13 protein-coding genes are annotated in these 17,148 nt (G+C 36.4%); 7 read left to right on the top strand and 6 right to left on the bottom strand.

What is annotated here, in order from left to right; all coding sequences use genetic code 11:
* Nucleotides 1-223: 223 nt before the first annotated feature.
* On the top strand, nt 224-2,143 hold the full coding sequence (locus FG390_RS04255) for an ABC-F family ATP-binding cassette domain-containing protein (protein WP_141189793.1): 1,920 nt from the start codon (nt 224-226) through the stop codon (nt 2,141-2,143).
* Between the two features lie 69 nt (nt 2,144-2,212).
* Here the strand turns inward: FG390_RS04255 and FG390_RS04250 are convergent, their stop codons facing one another.
* Together FG390_RS04250 and FG390_RS04245 are read right to left on the bottom strand one after the other, a co-directional pair.
* Nucleotides 2,213-3,232 (bottom strand): ABC transporter permease, encoded by a 1,020-nt coding sequence (locus tag FG390_RS04250; protein ID WP_141189792.1) that lies wholly within the window; start codon nt 3,230-3,232, stop codon nt 2,213-2,215.
* The gene (locus FG390_RS04245) at nt 3,232-3,945 is read right to left on the bottom strand and encodes an ABC transporter ATP-binding protein (protein ID WP_141189791.1); all 714 of its coding nucleotides are present in this window, start codon (nt 3,943-3,945) and stop codon (nt 3,232-3,234) included. Before FG390_RS04245 ends, FG390_RS04250 begins: the two co-directional genes overlap by 1 nt.
* A gap of 167 nt (nt 3,946-4,112) precedes the next feature.
* On the opposite strand from FG390_RS04245, the gene FG390_RS04240 reads away from it, so the two are divergent.
* Complete coding sequence (locus FG390_RS04240) at nt 4,113-4,718, top strand: TetR/AcrR family transcriptional regulator (protein ID WP_141189790.1); 606 nt, start codon at nt 4,113-4,115, stop codon at nt 4,716-4,718.
* Nucleotides 4,719-4,868: 150 nt separating this feature from the next.
* Here the strand turns inward: FG390_RS04240 and FG390_RS04235 are convergent, their stop codons facing one another.
* Nucleotides 4,869-7,010 carry a PAS domain S-box protein gene (locus FG390_RS04235; protein WP_181406370.1) on the bottom strand — a complete coding sequence of 714 codons (2,142 nt, stop codon included), beginning with the start codon at nt 7,008-7,010 and terminating at the stop codon, nt 4,869-4,871.
* Between the two features lie 601 nt (nt 7,011-7,611).
* Between FG390_RS04235 and FG390_RS04230 the strand changes: the two genes are divergently transcribed.
* The gene (locus tag FG390_RS04230; RefSeq protein WP_141189788.1) at nt 7,612-8,898 is read left to right on the top strand and encodes a BaiN/RdsA family NAD(P)/FAD-dependent oxidoreductase; all 1,287 of its coding nucleotides are present in this window, start codon (nt 7,612-7,614) and stop codon (nt 8,896-8,898) included.
* 99 nt (nt 8,899-8,997) lie between these two features.
* Here the strand turns inward: FG390_RS04230 and pdxK are convergent, their stop codons facing one another.
* From pdxK to FG390_RS04215, 3 genes are read right to left on the bottom strand one after another with little or no spacing between them, the layout of a single operon-like run.
* Entirely contained in the window at nt 8,998-9,822 is an 825-nt protein-coding gene (gene pdxK, locus FG390_RS04225; RefSeq protein WP_141189787.1) for a pyridoxine/pyridoxal/pyridoxamine kinase, read from the bottom strand.
* A gap of 47 nt (nt 9,823-9,869) precedes the next feature.
* The gene (gene bshB2, locus FG390_RS04220; protein ID WP_141189786.1) at nt 9,870-10,523 is read right to left on the bottom strand and encodes a bacillithiol biosynthesis deacetylase BshB2; all 654 of its coding nucleotides are present in this window, start codon (nt 10,521-10,523) and stop codon (nt 9,870-9,872) included.
* Nucleotides 10,524-10,541: 18 nt separating this feature from the next.
* Nucleotides 10,542-10,886 carry a YojF family protein gene (locus tag FG390_RS04215; protein ID WP_141189785.1) on the bottom strand — a complete coding sequence of 115 codons (345 nt, stop codon included), beginning with the start codon at nt 10,884-10,886 and terminating at the stop codon, nt 10,542-10,544.
* Between the two features lie 240 nt (nt 10,887-11,126).
* Here FG390_RS04215 and msrA point away from each other — a divergent pair, with 240 nt between their 5' ends.
* From msrA to qoxA, 4 genes are all read left to right on the top strand, one after another.
* Complete coding sequence (msrA, locus tag FG390_RS04210; RefSeq protein WP_141189784.1) at nt 11,127-12,089, top strand: peptide-methionine (S)-S-oxide reductase MsrA; 963 nt, start codon at nt 11,127-11,129, stop codon at nt 12,087-12,089.
* A 438-nt stretch (nt 12,090-12,527) separates the two neighbouring features.
* Nucleotides 12,528-14,240 carry a sensor domain-containing diguanylate cyclase gene (locus FG390_RS04205; RefSeq protein ID WP_141189783.1) on the top strand — a complete coding sequence of 571 codons (1,713 nt, stop codon included), beginning with the start codon at nt 12,528-12,530 and terminating at the stop codon, nt 14,238-14,240.
* A 314-nt stretch (nt 14,241-14,554) separates the two neighbouring features.
* Complete coding sequence (locus FG390_RS04200) at nt 14,555-15,664, top strand: LysM peptidoglycan-binding domain-containing protein (protein WP_258311550.1); 1,110 nt, start codon at nt 14,555-14,557, stop codon at nt 15,662-15,664.
* A 524-nt stretch (nt 15,665-16,188) separates the two neighbouring features.
* Nucleotides 16,189-17,148: a cytochrome aa3 quinol oxidase subunit II gene (gene qoxA / locus FG390_RS04195; RefSeq protein ID WP_141189782.1), complete on the top strand. Its 960-nt coding sequence runs from the start codon at nt 16,189-16,191 to the stop codon at nt 17,146-17,148.

Genomic DNA, 17,148 nt, shown 5'->3' with positions numbered 1-17,148 from the left:
GTAAAATTCAATAAAAAAGGTTAAAGAGGGCGTAAGCTTAAATACTGGCAGATGGAAACAGTGAGGTTAGCGCTGTTTCTTTTTTAGTCATATGATTGAATAAATTGATAAATTTTAAATATGGAAACACGGATTAATGATGAGATGAACACAATTAACTTTTCATGTTGAGAACCATTCGCTTATAATGAAGCTAGTGCCTTAAAAGAGAAGGATGATGGAAATGAGCATTCTTGCAGTAGACAATCTCGTCAAAACATATGGTGATAAAACCTTATTTGATCATATATCTTTTACTATCTCGGAAAAACAACGGATTGGTCTTATTGGTGTCAATGGAACTGGTAAGTCAACGTTATTAAAAGTTTTATCTGGTGAGGATAGCGCGGAACAAGGTTCCATTCAACATGCTAATGATTTTCATGCTGAATATCTACCTCAAGACCCGAGTTTTGATCGCGACATCACCGTATTGGATTATATATACGGCGGGGATTCAGCGATCATGGTGGCTTTAAGAGACTATGAAAATGCCTTGCAGGGTTTAGAACGTGAGCCGGACAGCGAACAAGAACAGTCGCGTTTTTTAAAAGCGCAGCAATCGATGGATACAGCTCACGCATGGGAAGCTGAATCTGACGCAAAGACCATCTTAACGAAACTTGGTATTACTCAATTTTCTGAACGTGTTCAAGCCCTTTCCGGCGGTCAAAAGAAACGAGTGGCGCTGGCTAGAACACTTATTCAACCGGCAGATTTGTTGATTTTAGATGAACCTACAAACCACTTAGATAACGAAACGATAGAATGGTTAGAAGAGTATCTAACAACTTATCCGGGCGCTCTTCTTGTTGTCACCCATGATCGGTATTTTCTTAATCGAGTAACCAATCGTATTTATGAATTAGATAAAGGGAAGCTTTACGTTTATGAGGGTAACTATGAAACCTTCTTAGAGAAGAAGGCTGAACGAGAAGAACAAGCGATAGCGAGTGATGCAAAACATCGTAATCAACTTCGCCGAGAGCTTGCTTGGTTAAGACGAGGAGCAAAAGCAAGGTCAACCAAGCAAAAAGCAAGAGTGGATCGAGTCCATGAAATGAAAGAAAAAAAGGAATTCGTCAAACACCAGGATGTTGATTTAGCCATTGGTTCCACTCGTTTAGGTAAAGAAGTGATCGAAATGAAAGATGTTTCAAAGGGATTTGGGGAGAAACAATTAATTCATCATTTTAGTTATCTCATCGTCCCTCGTGAACGACTTGGTATTATCGGCGCGAATGGTAGCGGTAAAACCACACTTTTAAATATGATGGCTGGGCGTATTCAACCAGACTCTGGGATCATTGAGGTAGGACAAACGGTAAAATTGGGTTATTATACGCAGGAACATGTTGAAATGGATGAAAATCTGCGCATTATTGATTATATCAAGGAACAAGCGCAAATTATGACGACGGCAGATGGGCAAACTGTGACGGTCGAACAAATGCTTGAGCGGTTTTTATTCCCTAGAAGCATGCAGTATACGTATATACGGAAACTATCAGGAGGAGAGAGGAAGCGTCTTTATCTATTGCGTGTCTTAATGGAAGAGCCGAATGTTCTCTTTCTTGATGAACCAACTAATGATTTAGATACCGAGACCCTCGCTGTTTTAGAAGACTATTTGGAGCAATTCCCAGGAGTTGTGATCACTGTTTCACACGATCGGTATTTTCTTGATCGCGTCGTGAATCACTTGATTGCCTTTGAAGGTAATGGCGTGATACGGCGATTTGAAGGAGATTACACAGACTATCTTCAAGTACGTAAAGAAGAAATAAATGCTGAACAACGAGCCAAGCAAATGGATGTAAATCAAAAGCTGAACGAGAAATCCAGCCGTACAACAACTAAGAAAAAGTTAAAGTTGTCATACAAAGAGCAGCAAGAATGGAATGGTTTAGAAGATAAAATCGCCCATTTAGAACAAAGATTAGAAGATTTACAAAATGCCATTATCGAAGCGGGAAGCGATGCTGGAAAGGTTCAGGAGTTGTTTCATGAACAACAAGAAACAGAAGCAGCATTAGAGAAAGCCATGGAGCGTTGGGAAGAGTTATCTCTGCTGATAGAAGAGATAGAAAAGCAAAAGTCATGATAAATAAGTCACGTATGCCCAAAAAAATGCCGGGCATACGTTTTGTTTTTTTGACATTCATTTACGCCATCATGCTTTTCGGTAGCTTTTTAACGTTACCATATGCAAAATGATAAACAGAAGAGAGAAACCTAATAATAGAGCAAGATCGCCCCACCAGTCGGAGAATCGAGCACCACGAATCATAATATCTTTTAACGCATCACTAGCATAATATAGCGGAGTAAATTGACCTATGATTTGCCCCCATAATGGTAAATTATCGAGTTTGAATAATCCGGAAAAGAAGATTTGTGGGACAATAACAATGGGAATGAATTGAACAATTTGTAATTCATTTCGCGCAAATGTTGATAACAGCATCCCAAGAGTCAGGGCACTTAACGAAAGAATGAAGATCGTTAGAAGGACATAAAAGATCGAGCCTTCGATATGCATTTGAAGGACATAAATGCTATAACACGTTAAAATAATAGATTGAATCATCGCGAATAGTCCAAACCCTGAAAGATAACCTAAAATAATTTCAACGTTTTTAATTGGCGATGCCATAAGCCGTTCAAGAGTTCCAGTGGTTCTTTCTCTTAAAAAAGAGACGCCGCTTAAAAGGAAGATAAAGAAAAAGACGAATAAACCAAGTAGGACGGGGCCGAATGAATCAAACATTTTCATGTCTTTATTGCCATAAAGGTAATGAATAGATAAGGCTTGTTGACCTTGATTTTGCGTCTGGCCAAGGGTATCTTGAATCTTCTTTAGGGCTTTTTGGTTAGTAGATGGATCGCTGCCTTCAAGATGAACAGAAAGCGGTTGCTTGATTTCAATGTAAGCGTCTATTTCTTGTTTCTTTAATTTAGACTGTGCTTGTTTCAGTAGAAGGTGCAGAAAATCGTGCTGCGTAAATTGTTTAACCATGCCCATCTTAGAATCACCGACAACGGCGAGCTTTGGTTCATCGGTTTTTGCTGCAAAAACAACCCAAACCAGTGTTAGAATGAGGATAGGAGCAGCTATTAATAAAGCAAGGGTACGTTTATCTCGGATAAATTGTCTAGAAATTCGGTTCATTAAGGCTAGTACATTTTGCATTAGTCACTCTCACCTTTCAAAAAAATCTCTTCAATAGAATTGACTTGATAGGTTTTCAAAAGATCAATAGGAGATCCAGTCGCCAGAATTCTCCCATCTTTTAATAGACCGACACGATCACAGCGATTCACTTCATCCATGACATGGGTGGTTACAATAAGCGTTGCCCCATCATCTTTTAATTTTTGAAAGAGATCCCAAATAGATTGCCGTAACAATGGATCTAGTCCAACGGTTGGTTCATCGAGTAGATAAAGTTTCGGTTTATGAATAAGAGCACATGCTAACGATAACCGGCGTTTCATCCCACCTGAGTATTGCAGTACTTTCTTTGATAAGTGGTCTTTTAAGTGAACAATTTCCGCAACTTCCTCGATTCGTTGCTTCCTTTCTTTTTTTCTCAAACCTTGAATAGATCCAAAAAAGTCTAGATTTTCATAAGCTGTGAGTTCTTCATACAGAGCATCAGATTGGGCCATATACCCTAAATGATGAAAGGATGAAATGCTCGGTTTTTGATTAAAAAGTTCCACTTTACCTTGATCGCATTTTTCTAAGCCAAGTAATATTTTGACCAAAGTCGTTTTTCCGGATCCAGAAGGTCCAAGGAGACCATAAATTTCTCCAGATGCTAAAGAAATATTGACATCATTTAAAATGGTTTGTTGCTTAAATTTCTTATATAAATGGTGACCACTCAGTTGAATAACCAATTTGTTCGCATCCTTTCATGTAAGACTTTAGTGAACTTGTATACAATATTGAACAATGTGTACAGTATTATGTTAAGATGGGAAGGCTTATAAAGCAATATGCAATAACTGATGAAACGTTGGCTAATGAACAAATAACATAAAAATGTTCAATAGGAGTGGGATAGTTGGATCATCCTTCAGTGGATTTACGTATCAAAAAAACAAAACATGCGATAAAAGAGCAGTTTATCAAATTATTGGCGGAAAAAAATTTCACACATATCACGATAAAGGACATAACAGAAAAGGCCCTAATCGGTAGGGGAACATTTTACTTGCACTATAAAGATAAATATGATCTCTTAAGCCAAATCATAAAAAAGGAAATACAACTATTATTGAAAAATCTTGAACCGGAAAAAGCGCTAAATTACGGTAGATTAAAAGAAAAGCTGGTCATTGAATATATAACAAAAATGCTAACACACATACGGGACCACCATTTATTTTTTAAAGTGATGTTTATAAATGAGGGTGTTGTTGGATTTAGGCAACAACTAAAAAAGGCAATGGTAGGAAAGGTCAAAGAAAATCCGCATTTCATGAATTCGGCTGATCCTATCGATTTAGAAGTAACGGTAACGTTTGTGTCATCGGGCATTCTTGGTGTACTTGAATGGTGGATAAAAGCAGATATGCCGCTTGATCCAGATGTTTTAGCTTCAAAATTACAATCCATTATTTCAAGGGGTCCTGCAGAGACGAACGGGTTTCGGGTTATAACGGAGTAATGATGAAACGAGTCAAAATAAAATACACTTTTAATAGGCTGTTTTTACAAAATGGTTGTTTTTGCCCAACTAGCCACAATCTTTTAAAAAAGAGCCTTTAACAAAAATAGAAAACCAGGTGATGATTCACCTGGTTTTAGATAAGAAGGTTCACTCCATTGTTGGGAAACTTAATGTGAATGTTGAACCTTGATTTATTTTGCTTTCAATTGATACTTTACCATTGTGATTCTCTATAATGTTAAAGCTAACAGCTAGGCCAAGACCCGTACCTTGTTCTTTCGTAGTGAAAAAGGGCTGGCCGATGTTTTTTATTTTTTCCTCAGGTATACCTGACCCTTCATCAGTAATGCTTATCGTCACAAATTTTGTCGTTGATTGAACATTAATCGTCACTTTGCCTCCGTTAGGCATGACTTCTATTGCATTTTTGATTAAATTAATTAATACCTGTTTCATTTGACTTTCATCACAATTAATGTAAACCATTTCTTTTGGAGGGTTTATGATAAGTTCAACGTTACTCATATTGGCCACACTTCCAAGTAGGGTCGTTACATGTTCAATGAGCATCATGATATTTTGTTTTTGAAATTTATTAACGGTTGGTTTAGCGAGTAGTAATAGTTCATTTAAAATCATTTCGATGCGGTTAAGTTCGGATTCCATGACGTTATAATATTGCTGTTTGACGGAATAACCATATTGCATCATCTGCAAGAAGCCTTTTAAAGAGGTTAGTGGGTTTCTAATCTCGTGTGCAATTCCTGCAGCAAGCTCACCAGCCATTGTCAACTTCTCGGAACGTTTCATAATATCCTCAGCTTCGATTCTCTCGCTAATATCTCGGCTGATTGAGAGTACTTTTTCAACTTGGTGTTGGTTGTTTTCTATATATTGCAGTGAACGCTCTAACCAGACATAATGTCCATCTTTATGTCGAAATCGGCAGGTTAATACATTTGTATAATCAGGTGAATCTATTTTATATAGATCGTCAGGATGTATGTAACTGGAAAAATAACGACCGATTAATTCATCTGGTTCATAGCCAAGCCTGCGGACAGCTGGTGAAATATATTCATATCTTCCATCTGGCGTAGTATAAGCAATAATCTCTAAGGAGTGTTCAGTAATAAGTTGGTAGAGTTGTTCGGTTCTATTTAGTTTATTTTGTTCTTTGATATTATCTGTGATATCTTTGATCACGCCGGTTAATTGGTGATGATTCTCTTCATGATTCGGTTGTACCAAACTTTGGATATAACGAATCTCTTGGTCGTTTGGACGAATAATCCGATAAGAGATTTTACTAGGTTCGTCATACTTTGTTTTTGCCCGATTGATGCTTTCAAGAAATTGATCACGATCCTCTGGATGAACTAACATCGTAAATTTTCTATGTGTATTGATTTGGTCCTCACTTTCAATCCCAAAAAGATCTCGTTTAAGCGGGAGCCATGTCAGTTGATCTAGTTTATAATCCCAATCCCAACCAATAATCTGATTCATTTTATCAAACAACGATTGCTTCACTTCATTCTTATTCTCTCTTTTTGTATGTGTAAGGGACTGTGGCTCTTTTTTTATTGTAATGAAGATTCTTGCCACTTGTTGATTAATCATAATGGGCATCATGGTAATATCGACGTGAAGATGTTTTTCAAAACGGTATAAGACGTTTACACTAATTTGTACCGTTTGTCCTTTGGTTACATTCTTTAATTCTTGGGTAACAGCGTTTTCATCACTTTTAGATATAATGGTACTAAGAGGGTGTCCGTGGATTCTCTTTTCAGATATTCCTAAGAGATTTTCCCAAGCATGATTAACGGAACCAACAAAACCATCGATATTCAAAATAGAGATAGCTTCGGGAAAATGTTCGAAAATATGCCGATAGACTTTCATGTCTGATATGTATAAATGTTCGTTTGGCACGGTTTGTATGAAAATACAAATGTTGTGTTTCGAGGGATAAATAAATACATGGACCCAATTATTTATGATGGGTAGTAAATAGTGAAAGTTTTGAACAATTTTTCGTCTGTAGGAAGTTCGACATCTTTCGACTAAGTAGGTTAAAGAGGGAAAGACAGATAAAATCGATTTTCCAATAAGGCGATTTAATTTTTTATTTAATAATCGTTCCGCTTCATGATTCACATAACTAAATTGAAGGTTTGAATCAAGTATAAAAAAAGCAGGATCTAATGTTTGTACAACTAGATTTTGAACACTTTTTGCTTTTTTACGCTTGATAAAGGATAAAAATTGTTTTATATACTTCAAAGTCGACACCTTCTTAAGTTAATGTGAAATCCAATGATTTTTAATATATATGATGGGCGAACTCTTCATTACCATTCATCGATAACATAAAATGTTCTCTTTGGCGGTCTATAATAGTCATTGTTACGGAATAATAAAATGAACAGTCCATTATTAAGTTAATTGGCGGGCAGAAAGAACGCTATCTTAAGATTAAGTGGAATTGAAGAAGCGCGGGAGTGGTGGATAAACTGCCCGTAAAAAATCCGATTGGTATAACTAACAAACAGTTGAGGGATCGAAACCTCTCCTGTATGAAATTTCACCTTATCTAATATAATAATAGCTTAATTATTTGAAGATAACTAAGTATTTTTGAAAAAAAAGGGGTTTTTTATCGAATTTTTTTACACTCTAAGAAAGAATTAAAATTTAAGGTATAAAGTGTAAGTGCAACTACCATAATCTTCTTCGATTAAGCATCGAGTTGCCTATAAGGCGAAGCCGAAGTGACATTCTTGGCCTCTGTCTGCGCCTTACAGGCTGGCCAATCGGCAAGTTTTCTTTATTTGATGTTATAATAAGTCTGTTTTTGTAATAATTTGATGGTAGAGGTGTAGGGATGATATATGATGTAGTAGTCATTGGCGGGGGTCCTGCAGGATTAATGGCTTCGGTTGCTGCCGCAGAAGCAGGTGCGTCCGTTTTATTATTAGATAAGGGCGATAAACTAGGGCGAAAACTAGCTATTTCTGGCGGAGGGAGATGTAATGTCACCAATGCCATGCCTATCGATGATTTAATTCGCCATATTCCAGGGAATGGTCGTTTTCTTTATAGCGCTTTGTCAGCTTTTAATAACCACGACATTATGTCTTTTTTTGAAAAACTAGGAATTGAATTAAAGGAAGAGGATCACGGGAGAATGTTTCCTGTATCGAATAATGCTAAGTCTGTCGTTGATGCTTTGTTAACAAAAGTTAAGTCGCTGAACGTTGATATACGTGTTAATCAACCTGTTCAAGCTATTTTAAACAAAGAAGGTTCAGTGCAAGGCGTAAAACTTGTATCGAATGAAAAAATTAGAGCGTTAACAGTCATTGTTGCGGTAGGAGGTAAATCAGTTCCACAAACAGGATCGACAGGGGACGGATATGCGTGGGCGAAAGCATGTGGGCATACGATTACAGATTTGTATCCAACAGAAGTTCCGTTGCTATCTGATGAATCTTTTATTAAACAGAAAGTACTGCAGGGTCTATCTTTACGAGATGTAGCCGTAACCCTTGTAAATCCAAAGGGAAAGGCCATTCAAACACATCGTTGGGACATGTTGTTTACCCATTTTGGTCTTTCGGGTCCAGCTATACTCAGGTTAAGCCAATTTGTGGTTAAAGCGTTCAAGAAATTCAAAGTACCCCACTTAGAAGTTCAAATAGATACGTTGCCAGATCGAAATCAAGAAGATGTTTTTCAATGGCTTCTCCATTTGGCCAAAGAAAGTCCAAAAAAAACTTTGAAAACGGCTTGGAAAGGGATTGTTCCAGAAAGATACTTGATGTTTCTTTTCGAGAAGATTCACTTATCACCTATTATGAATTATCATGAATTATCTTATGAAAAATGTCGTGAAATGGCTCATATGTTAAAGGCGTTTCCAGTATGGGTCTCTGGAACCTTACCTATCGAAAAAGCCTTTATTACGGGTGGAGGCGTCTCTTTAAAAGAAATAAATCCCAAAACGATGGCATCAAAAAAAATGGCAGGTCTTTATTTTAGTGGAGAAATTATGGATATTCACGGCTATACAGGAGGTTATAATATTACGGCTGCTTTCGTAACAGGACACGCCGCAGGGCAAGCCGCAGCGAAGGAGGCTTGCGAGTCAAAAAGTCGCCTAGGGAGATGATTGGTTACATGCCCGCAGAATACTTTTAGCGAAAAGAAAAAGAATAAAAAAGAAGAACCTATCCGCATCAAATGGATAGGTTCTTAACTCTTGCGTACCTTAATTGTTCTGGGTAGTTAAGCTCTTTTTATAGGCACTATGATCTGTTGGACCAACATATTGATTCAATTTGAATGAATGACGAATCGCTTCGGTTATGAAATCTTTAGCTGTTTGGATCGCTTCTTTAACTGAACGTCCCTTTGCTAATTCGGCTGTGATGGCAGCTGAATAGGTGCATCCTGCGCCATGAATGTATGGGGTATCAATTTTTTCAGATTCAATTAATTCGAAATCTTGACCATCATAAAGTACATCAACGGCCTTAACTGTGTTAAGTTTGCTTCCGCCTTTAACGATCACATATCTACTACCAAGATCATGGATGATGGCAGCTGCTTGTTTCATTTGATCTACCGTTGTAATAGGTGGTAGTTTAGCCAATTTTGCAGCTTCAAAAAGATTTGGCGTTGTTACGGTGGCTAATGGCACAAGAAGTTCTCGTAAGCTCGTTGTGTTTTCTGGTTGAAGTTCTTCATCTGCCCCTTTACAAACCATAACAGGGTCAATAACCACGTTTTTAATATCGTTTTCTTTTATCGTTTTTGCCGTTAATTCAATGATCTCTGGAGATCCGAGCATACCTGTTTTCATGGCATGGATACCAGCACCGACAACGATGGTGTCTAATTGGGGTTTTAAAATATCTACACTAATTGGAAAGACTTGGTGTGCCCAGCTATTATACGGATCCATAGCGACAATCGTGGTAATGGCACTCATACCATATACGCCTAGTTCCTGAAAAGTTTTCAAATCAGCTTGTAGTCCTGCGCCACCACTGCTATCAGAACCAGCAACAGTTAAAGCTTTATAATGAGTCATGAAGTATCTTCTCCTTATTATAGATTGTTTTTCAAAGCATGCCATTATTACTGATCGAATGAATAAGTCCAAAATTCCTCTGTCTTAAATCGTTCTTGCAGACTCGGATTTTGTTTCAATTCTTTGATGATGGGTGCAGTTTGGGATGTGTGAGCAGCTAAGACGGCTAACTTTTGATCGATAACGTCTGACACGTCGCGGATGACATCTGGCTTTCCAAGGTCATCTACAATATTATGTGAGAATCCTACACAATGTAGTAGTGGACGGTCTTGGCTTGGGAGTTTTTCAAGTGCTCTTACAACGGCTGCACCACAAGCATCATGATCTGGATGCACACTGTATCCAGGGTAGAATGTAATAACTAATTGAGGATTTAATTCATGAATAACGTGAATAAATACATCGGCGAGTGCGTCTTTATCTTCAAATTCAATCGTCTTGTCGTGGTAGCCCATCATTCTAAGATCTTTAATTCCAGCGAGTCGACTGGCTTCTTGGAGCTCTTGTTTTCGGTGCATTGGCAGAGTTTCCCTTGTGGCAAATATAGGTGACCCCATATTGCGCCCCATCTCTCCAAGTGTTAAACATAAATATGTGACCGGGATCCCTTGATTGGACCATTGTATCAAGCTTCCAGCAACTCCGAATGATTCATCATCGGGATGTGGGAAAATGACAAGGATGGGTTTTTTATTCAAATTAGTACCTCCTCTTTCTTAAAAAGGGTGTTCGCTTAATTCGAGGGCAATGGCTAACTTACCTTCACGATTATGCCCTGCAAGGAGCAGGCGTCCTTTTTCATCTATCTCAAAATCGGTGAGTCCTTCGGCATAGATCCAGCCTAACTCCATTTTTAAACCAACACGGAATGGACCTTCCCCCGTGAGTTTCCCTTGAGAAAATTCAACCTGTGCATTACGGATAAATGCGCCTGCTGAATGAAAGGTTTGATCTGTATGTGTTGCATACGCCCCATTTGTTGTTTCAAGATGTACATAAATCTGTTTATTCTTAAAGGTATCAATAAGGGGTTGAACAAGGTGCTGCTCGATTGGCTTCATCGCGAATTCCTCCTTAAGACGTCAGTTACCGGTAGACTTCTAACTAGAGTATACTATCCATATATTTTCTCTTCTCTTAACAGTTTATCAGAATTCCCTAACGGACGAAATTATGATGTACTCATAAGGTGATGAGAAAATGATAGCTTACTTTGAACACGATAAGCAAATTTGTGGCTATATCCTATTTATTACGGGTAAATTAGATATAACATGGTAAAAGAGAAGGAGAGAAATCGTATGAATCAAGATAACCAGCATTATCAACTGGCGACTTTTGCAGGGGGATGCTTTTGGTGTATGGTCAAACCTTTTGATGAGCTACCTGGGATTGAACGTGTCATTTCTGGATACACAGGTGGACATACGATCAATCCCAGCTATGAAGAGGTCACAACCGGTTTAACAGGGCATGTTGAAGCTGTTCAAATAACCTATGATGAAACTGTTTTTCCATATAAGAAATTACTTGAGATCTTTTGGCAGCAAATTGATCCAACTGATCCTGATGGGCAATTTTTTGATCAAGGGTCTTCTTATCGAACAGCCATCTATTATCACAATGAAGAACAAAAATCTGCAGCAGAAGAATCCAAAAAGAAATTACAAGAGAGCGGTATCTTTAAGAAACCTATTGTGACGCCCATTTTACCGGCGGAAACTTTTTATCCTGCGGAAGATTATCACCAAGATTATTATAAAAAAAATTCATACCACTATAAACGCTATTTTACAGGATCGGGCCGGGATGCTTTTATTAAGAAACATTGGGGAGTCAAAAAGGATGAACATGAATTAAGAAAGAAATTAACGGATATTCAATTCAATGTCACTCAACGAAATGCAACAGAGCGTCCGTTTGAAAATGAATACTATGCAACCGAAGAAGAAGGTCTATATGTCGATATTGTATCCGGCGAACCTCTATTCAGTTCTAAAGATAAATATGATGCCGGATGTGGATGGCCTAGTTTTACAAAACCACTTCAATCTGCTCATATTGAAGAACATACCGATCTAAGTCACGGTATGATTAGAACAGAGGTCAGAAGTAAATACGCTGATTCACACTTGGGTCACGTGTTTAATGATGGGCCTGCTTCAACGGGACTTCGTTATTGTATTAATTCTGCAGCTCTCCGGTTTATACCTAAGAAAGATCTTGTTAAAGAAGGATACGGGGAGTATCTCTCCTTATTTTGAGTTTCTTTAGTTTTTACTTATTGTAAAAAAGTGTACTATTTATTGGGTTGATGAAAATGGTTGGATAACGACAATGAAATGTTAAAAATTTGACCTGTTAAATAAAGTGAACATTTGACGATTGAAAAGCACAGTTTCTGGGACTGTGCTCTAAATTAATGTCAAGATTCTTGTGTCTTTTTACATGTTGTATAATAATCTATCAAATTCTTGCAAATAAGTTAGATTGCTATGTATAATGGTTAATAAGTACTATAACCTAAGTTCATGTTCAATGAAAAAACCAATCTTTTTTGAGCATCTCCTACCTACATATAAGTTATCTATTCATGATAATCAGTAATTATAGTGCATTAGTCTTATTGATATAAGAATGTATATAATTATTCGAATTTAGTATAAAAGTGTCATAATGACAAAGTTGGAAGAGTGAGAAATATGAATTTTCATGATAGCTTCCTCAATAAAATAGAAAATATGCATCGGAATCTTGAAACCATTTTTCCCCTAAAGTCCTCAGTAGTTGAACTTAGAGAGAATCTTGATCCTATTTTGTATGAAGTCGCTCAAGCTCTAAAGAAGTCCATTGCTATTTTAATCATTTTAAGAGACGCACGTCCCTACGCCTTATCAACTTACGGAATTTCTAAGAACAAACTCCAAGAAATCGATTTATTAATTGACCATCATGAATTACCGGATTTACCTTTTGCTATTAGCAATCCTATAAAGGATAAAGAAGGAAGGCTGATCGGTCATTTACTTTTGGCGGATCCTCTGCCGAGTCATTTTTCGCAGCAAGATCAACAAAGATTAGACATCTATATAAAATGGATGGCCTCTGAATTTGGAAAAACAATCTTAAAAATAAATAACGACTTTTATCAACTTCTTGCCGATATCATGTCTAAATCAAATAGTTTATCTGAAAAAATAAACGATCTGATTCTATTAAGCTGCCAGCTATTAGGTGGATTAGGTGGAGCTATTGTCTCTTTTTCATCTGAGAGAAAAGGAATAGTGAAAAACGCTGTCGGACCATGGCTGAAATCAGGGGACGAGCTTAATCAGCCATTCATAGATTACTTTGATTTTAGCAAGGATATGGTTAATTTTAGATTTGACTTTAGAAAATATGACGTGATAGGAAAGAAATTAATCACAGATAAGAATGGTTTTTCAGTGCTTCTATTCTATTCAAACGAAAAATTTGATGTTGATACTCATTTTATAAATCAAGGAATGATGAAATTTATCATAGATTGGTTAAAAAGAGAAATAAAAAGAAGCTTTCGTATACGTAACAGGTCAGATATGGTCTATATTTATCACGATCTATTTAAGACGGTAAAAGACGCCATCGTTATTTCAAATCAAAAATTAACGATTCAACTTGTAAACAATGCAGCGAAACACTTGTTTGGCTATAAAAAAGTCGATATGGTTGGCAAGCAACTTTCAGACTTTATATTAAATAAAAATGATCAATCAATACATAATTTAAGAAAGTTATGTGAGAGCCCTTTACATCAGGATCATGTCATTGAATTTAAGACAAAACGGCAAGATGGTACGATGATCTGGTTAGAAATGACGACTTATCTTATCAGAACAAAAAGAGATTGCCTCTTTGGTCATGTCATAAAGGATATTACGGCACAAAAAGACAATCAGGCCAAGATTCATCGATTAGCTTATTTCGATTCATTAACCGATTTGCCAAACAGAATCTCATTTAACGAAAAAATTGTTGAATGTTTAGAGAGTAATCAGCGATTTGGTATTTTATTTTTAGACATTAATGGCTTTAAGGAAGTAAATGATACCTATGGCCATAATATGGGTGATCAGTTATTAAAGGAAATAGGGCATCGACTTGAAAAGTTAAAAAGTCAATTCAACTTTCATGCCTATCGATATGGAGGCGATGAATTTTTAGTCTTAGTAGATAGCTGTTTAGAAAAGATCGACGATATAAGTCGGAACATAAAGAAAGAACTCTCTAGAAGGTATTATTTTAACAACTATGAAATATCGATTTCAGCAAGTATTGGTACCGGTATCTTTCCGGAAGATGGATCAGATATTCTAACGCTCCTTCAGAGAGCAGATTTTGCAATGTATCAGGCAAAATTCTCTGATGAAAATTAATTAATTTCTAAACAACTTCAGTAGTCAAGAAAAACGGCAAAATATAGGTAAAATACGACAATATTTGCAAAGTTTTGGGTTGATTAATAGTAAAATAAGCATATAATATTGATTATCAGAGGTTATCAATTAAAAATTTTAAATTAATCATATAATTGATAGGAAAGTCTGATGACATCTAGTGAATGGATGTTATTCTATCTTTATAGATGACTTGCTTTACTATTCCTGTTAACTAGAAAAATAGACTTTAATGGCTCTCGATAAAAATTTATATTAAATAGAATGCAGAACTTTATACATCTTGGGGGGATATGATGAAAAAAATAATTATTCCTGCAATATTGGCTGGAGGCATCGTATTAGCTGGTAATAGCCAATCATTTGCAGCATCAGGACAAGAAATTATCCAGTTTGGTGAGAAATTTCTAGGGACACCTTATGTTTACGGAGCGTTAGTTGGTGTAACGAATTCATTTGACTGCTCCTCATTCACAAAAACGGTATTTGCTAATTTCGGTATTAATTTACCTCGGGTATCGTCACAGCAGGCTTTAGTTGGACAACCAGTAAGTAAAAGTAATTTACAAGTTGGTGATTTGATATTTTTTGACACCGACCAAAATGGCAGTATTAATCATGTCGGCATTTACGCTGGAAATGGGAAAATGATCGATGCGGAAGAAACTTATGGCGTTCATTTAACAAATGTGTTTTCATCATATTGGTCAAAAGCTTATGTTACATCGCGAAGAGTTCTGAATACCAACTCTAGTGGACCTAGCAATATGACCTACCATCCACAAAATACAAATACAAGTTCAAACTCAAACTCAAACTCAAATTCAGCTACTAGCTCATCTTCAAACGGTTCGTATATCGTTAAGAGCGGGGATTCACTTTGGAAAATTAGTCAGCAATATGGTGTATCAATTTCTACTCTTAAATCTCTAAATCATCTAACTTCAGATATAATACATATTGGTCAAAAATTGACTATTTCAGGAGCTACCCAAAAGGCACAACAACCAAGCGTGAATAAGCCAAAAACAACAACCACGTCAACTAGTTCAACTACTCGTTCTTCAACTGGTACATATAGAGTAAGTTCAGGCGATTCACTTTGGAAAATTGCTAACAAGTATAAGACGACTGTCTCAACTTTAAAAAGTCTTAACAAGTTAAAATCAGATATGATTTACCCAGGTCAAACATTAAAAGTAAATGGCTCGGTGAAAGCGGAGGTAAATAAGGTAACATCTACGTCGCCATCATCAAAATCTGGTACTTATAAAGTAAAGAGCGGTGATAGTTTATGGGATATAGCTACACTTCACGACGTGACAGTCAATAAATTAATGAAAGCCAATCACTTAAGTTCCATTATTATATACCCGGGTCAAACCCTCTCGATCCCTCAGTAAAAAGTAGATAACTTGATCTATTCTTGTATAAGAATAAATATATGAGTTGCATAGCGATCGCTATGCAACTTTTTAACACTTTAAGAAAGTATTACGTGCAACTAGGCCTCGGTCTGTACCTTATAGGCCCCACAATCGGCAAGTTATCTTTACGTTTAAAGACCTTCCTTATTTATAAATATTCCTCTAGAAACTTTTAAATTATATTAATTTTTAATCAAATTGAATAATATACTAATCGCTATTTTGTTGTATGCCAAGAGTTATGTTTGAATAGACTAAGAAAAGTGGTATAACATGGTAGAATAAGTAATGGTTGTTCGCATAAAAGAGAACGAATCGTGTCGATATTATATCTAAAAACCGAATAAATTTAGACACTTATATTTGTTGTAAACATTATTATAGTATAAATTCATTTAATGAGGTTATAATGAAAAATTATGCTATAATAATGATTGCGTGTAAGGCGAATTCTACTTAGAGAAAATGTATACGGAAAGAAGGGAGGAATTTAAGCAATTATGAAAAAACTTGCTATGAAATTAATCGGAGCATGTTCTTTATTATTGCTATTTTTAACAGGTTGTACGAATAAGATTGCTGTGTTAAATCCACAGGGACCTATAGCTCGGCAACAATATCATTTGATTATCTGGTCCGTTATTCTTACAGCCTTTATCTTTGCTGTTGTGCTCATTATTTTTATTTACGTACTTGTGAAATTTGGACGAAAAAATAATCATGCAGGATACGATCCTAATAATCATGGGAATACAAAACTTGAAATTACATGGACACTTATCCCTGTGATTATTTGTATTTTATTAGCTGTTCCAACTGTTAAAACATTGTTTGCTTTAGACGGCCCACCTAAACCTGCAGAGGGTATGTCAAAAAAAGAAGCTATTACTATCAATGTAACTTCTGCGGATTGGAAGTGGATATTTAGATATCCAGACGAGGGTATTCAAACGGTCAATTATGTTGTTATTCCGGAGGATACGCCGGTCAAATTTAATTTATTTGCTCATTCATCGATGAACTCATTTTGGGTTCCAGAACTAGGTGGTCAACAATATACAATGCCTGACATGCCGATGAAACTATGGCTGCAAGCTGATCATGTTGGAAATTACTTAGGAAGAAGTGCCAATTTCTCTGGTAGAGGTTTTGCAGGGATGCAATTCCATGTCTTATCAAAGACAGATGCCGATTATAAAGCTTGGATTCAAAATATTAAAGATACAAAACCAGCTTTGACGATGTCTAAATATGAGGATCTTTTGAAACCAAGTAATGTAAAAACGAGTGCATTTTCGTCATATCCAAAAGAATTGGATAAAAAAGACAATAAAGCCATGAAAAAAATGAATCACATGGAACATATGGATATCCCGGAAAATCATATGGATTTAAAATCCCAAGACAACGACATGGATGGAATGGATATGTCGGATGACAGCACGAAGGGAGGAAAGTAA

Source organism: Terrilactibacillus laevilacticus, from assembly GCF_006517395.1.
Lineage (GTDB): Bacteria > Bacillota > Bacilli > Bacillales > Sporolactobacillaceae > Terrilactibacillus > Terrilactibacillus laevilacticus.
The sequence above is the reverse complement of the archived record's forward strand: the minus strand, read 5'-3'. Positions and strand labels throughout refer to the sequence as shown.